Here is a 2,263-nt window from a genome sequence, read left to right on the forward strand (position 1 = left end):
ACCCTGTTAACCCGCACGCCGTGCGCATGGTGCGCCCGGAAGCCGGCGCCTACGCCGCCAACCTGCAGGGCTCGCGCGACCTGTTCACCCTCTCCCTGCACGACCGGGCCGGCACCTCGCTCTACACCGACCCCGTCACCGGCGAGACGCACGCCACCTCCATGTGGCTGCGCAACGAGGGCGGACGCAGCGTGGCCCGCCTGGCCGACGGCCAGAACCGCACCGCCGCCAACCGCTACGTCATGCAGCTGGGCGGCGACGTGGCCGCGTGGGAGTCTGACGCGGCCGGCCGCCTGTCCGCGGGCGTCATGGGCGGTTACGCGAACCAGCAAAGCACCACCCGCAACGGCCTGACCGGCCACGACGCGAAGGGCAGCGTGGACGGCTACAGCGCGGGCCTCTACGCCACCTGGTACCAGAACCCGGCCGATAAGTCCGGGATGTACATGGACGGCTGGCTGCAGTACGGCCGGTTTAACAACGAGGTGAAGGGTAAGGACCTTGCCCCCGAGACCTACAAAAGCCGCGGCCTGGGCGCCTCGGTGGAGACCGGCTACAGCTGGCGCCTGCTGAGCCTGCTGAGCTCAGAGGGCACGGAGGGCAGCTTCTGGCTGCAGCCGCACGCCCAGGTGCTGTGGACCGGCGTGCGGGCGGACGACCACACCGAGCGTAACGGCACCCGCGTGCAGGGCACCGGCAGCGACGGCGTGGAGACGAAGCTCGGGATGCGCGCCTTCCTGCGCGGAAAGAGCGCGAAGGACGCAGGCACGGCGCGCGAGTTCGAGCCGTTCGTGGAGGCAAACTGGATTTATCAGACCGATGAGACCGGGGTGCGCATGAACGGGGCGGAGAACCACCTCGCCGGGGTGCGCAACGCGGGCGAGCTGAAGGCCGGGGTTGAGGGGCAGCTGACGAAGAACCTGAGCCTGGACGTGTCGGTGGCTCAGCAGATGGCCGGAAAGGGCTACAGCGACACCGCGGGCGTGCTGGGCATGAAGGTCAGCTTCTGACGGCCGGGCGCACCCCTTATCGTTATGCATGACAGTGACACAGGGCGCCGCGGCGCCCTTTTTACGGGAGACATCATCATGAGGCATGAAAACCGGGAGCGGCTGATGGCCTGCCTGCTGGCGGTGCTGCAGCTGGCGGCCAGCGCGCAGCAGGCGAACCTGACGGCGGAGGCGGCGCGCGGCGATGAAGGCGCGCGTGTGTTCGCGGGGGCGCTCACCCCGGTGGCGGCCACGTACGCGCACGGCGCGGGCAGCATGGCGTCCGGCGGAGCCGGCCGTGAGGCGTGAGGAGGGAGAGGGAAATGGCAGACGTTGTGGAAGAGGCGATGAAGGTGATAGCGCTGACGGAGGGGCTGGAAATTCACCACATCCGCAGCCGGCTGGCGGGGCCGGGGCGGGAGGCGTGCGAGGTCTGCGGGGAGGAGATACCGGTGGCCCGGCGGGCGCTGATGCCGTCGGCGGTGACCTGCGTGACCTGTCAGGAAGTCCGGGAGTTCCGTCAGAAGACGGGCGTGCCCTGATGGCGCACCGGGGACCGGCTGACGGCCGGGTGATATCCGGCATCGCGGTGCCGCCGGCGGACGACGCCGGTCCGGAAAGCCTGCTCCGGACCCCGGACCGCTACGGCTTTGAGGAGTGCGCGCGCATCGGCCTCTTTATCCGGGAGGTGTGTGGCCTGCACCTGACCCGGGCGGACTACGCGTGGGTCAGTGAAGAGCTGAAGGCCTGCCTGCAGCGCCATGATAGCGGCCGCAGGCGGTCGTATTTTTACGGGCTGCGATACCTGCAGATGCGGATTGAATACCTGCTGTCGCTGAGTAGCCTGCCTCAGGGCTGAGTGCGGGACGGCGGCAGATATCGGGCTGAACCCGGGAGTAAAAGGTGATAAAAATGATGAAAGTGATGAAAGTGATAAAGATGAAAGCAGAGCGGCGTTCAGCGGCCGCCGTCCTGGCCGCGCTGATGCTGACGGCGCTGGCCGGCCATGCCGGTGCGGCTCCGCCGGCCACGTGCAGCCTGAAGCTGCGGGACCCGGCCTCCCGGAGTGATGCTCAGGCCTCACATTCCGGGCCTGAGCTGCTGACGGCCACCTGCGGGGCGGGCGCGGCGGCGACGCTGACGGAGACGTGCGGGGCGGACGGTGCGGTGCAGCGGCGGATAACGCTGACGGGCGGGCAGCACCGGTACCGGCTGCCGGGGTGTCCGGCGGGGGCCGGGAAGGAGACGCTCAGCGTGACCTACAACTGAGGACC

General features: G+C 69.2%; 5 protein-coding genes. All 5 read left to right on the forward strand.

Annotated features, from left to right (window positions below):
• Nucleotides 1–1,010 (forward strand): autotransporter outer membrane beta-barrel domain-containing protein (locus QSK07_RS22560; RefSeq protein WP_285723286.1); only part of this gene is annotated, 1,010 nt, incomplete at its 5' end.
• Nucleotides 1,011–1,088: 78 nt separating this feature from the next.
• Nucleotides 1,089–1,298, forward strand: a complete 210-nt coding sequence (locus QSK07_RS22565; protein WP_285723287.1) for a hypothetical protein — start codon at nt 1,089–1,091, stop codon at nt 1,296–1,298.
• 14 nt (nt 1,299–1,312) lie between these two features.
• Nucleotides 1,313–1,531, forward strand: a complete 219-nt coding sequence (locus tag QSK07_RS22570) for a TraR/DksA C4-type zinc finger protein (RefSeq protein WP_285723288.1) — start codon at nt 1,313–1,315, stop codon at nt 1,529–1,531.
• Nucleotides 1,531–1,848: a hypothetical protein gene (locus tag QSK07_RS22575; protein WP_285723289.1), complete on the forward strand. Its 318-nt coding sequence runs from the start codon at nt 1,531–1,533 to the stop codon at nt 1,846–1,848. Before QSK07_RS22570 ends, QSK07_RS22575 begins: the two co-directional genes overlap by 1 nt.
• A 53-nt stretch (nt 1,849–1,901) precedes the next feature.
• The gene (locus tag QSK07_RS22580) at nt 1,902–2,258 is read left to right on the forward strand and encodes a hypothetical protein (RefSeq protein ID WP_285723291.1); all 357 of its coding nucleotides are present in this window, start codon (nt 1,902–1,904) and stop codon (nt 2,256–2,258) included.
• Nucleotides 2,259–2,263 lie beyond the last annotated feature (5 nt).

It is taken from the genome of Pantoea sp. QMID4, assembly GCF_030270445.1.
Taxonomy (GTDB): domain Bacteria; phylum Pseudomonadota; class Gammaproteobacteria; order Enterobacterales; family Enterobacteriaceae; genus Pantoea; species Pantoea vagans.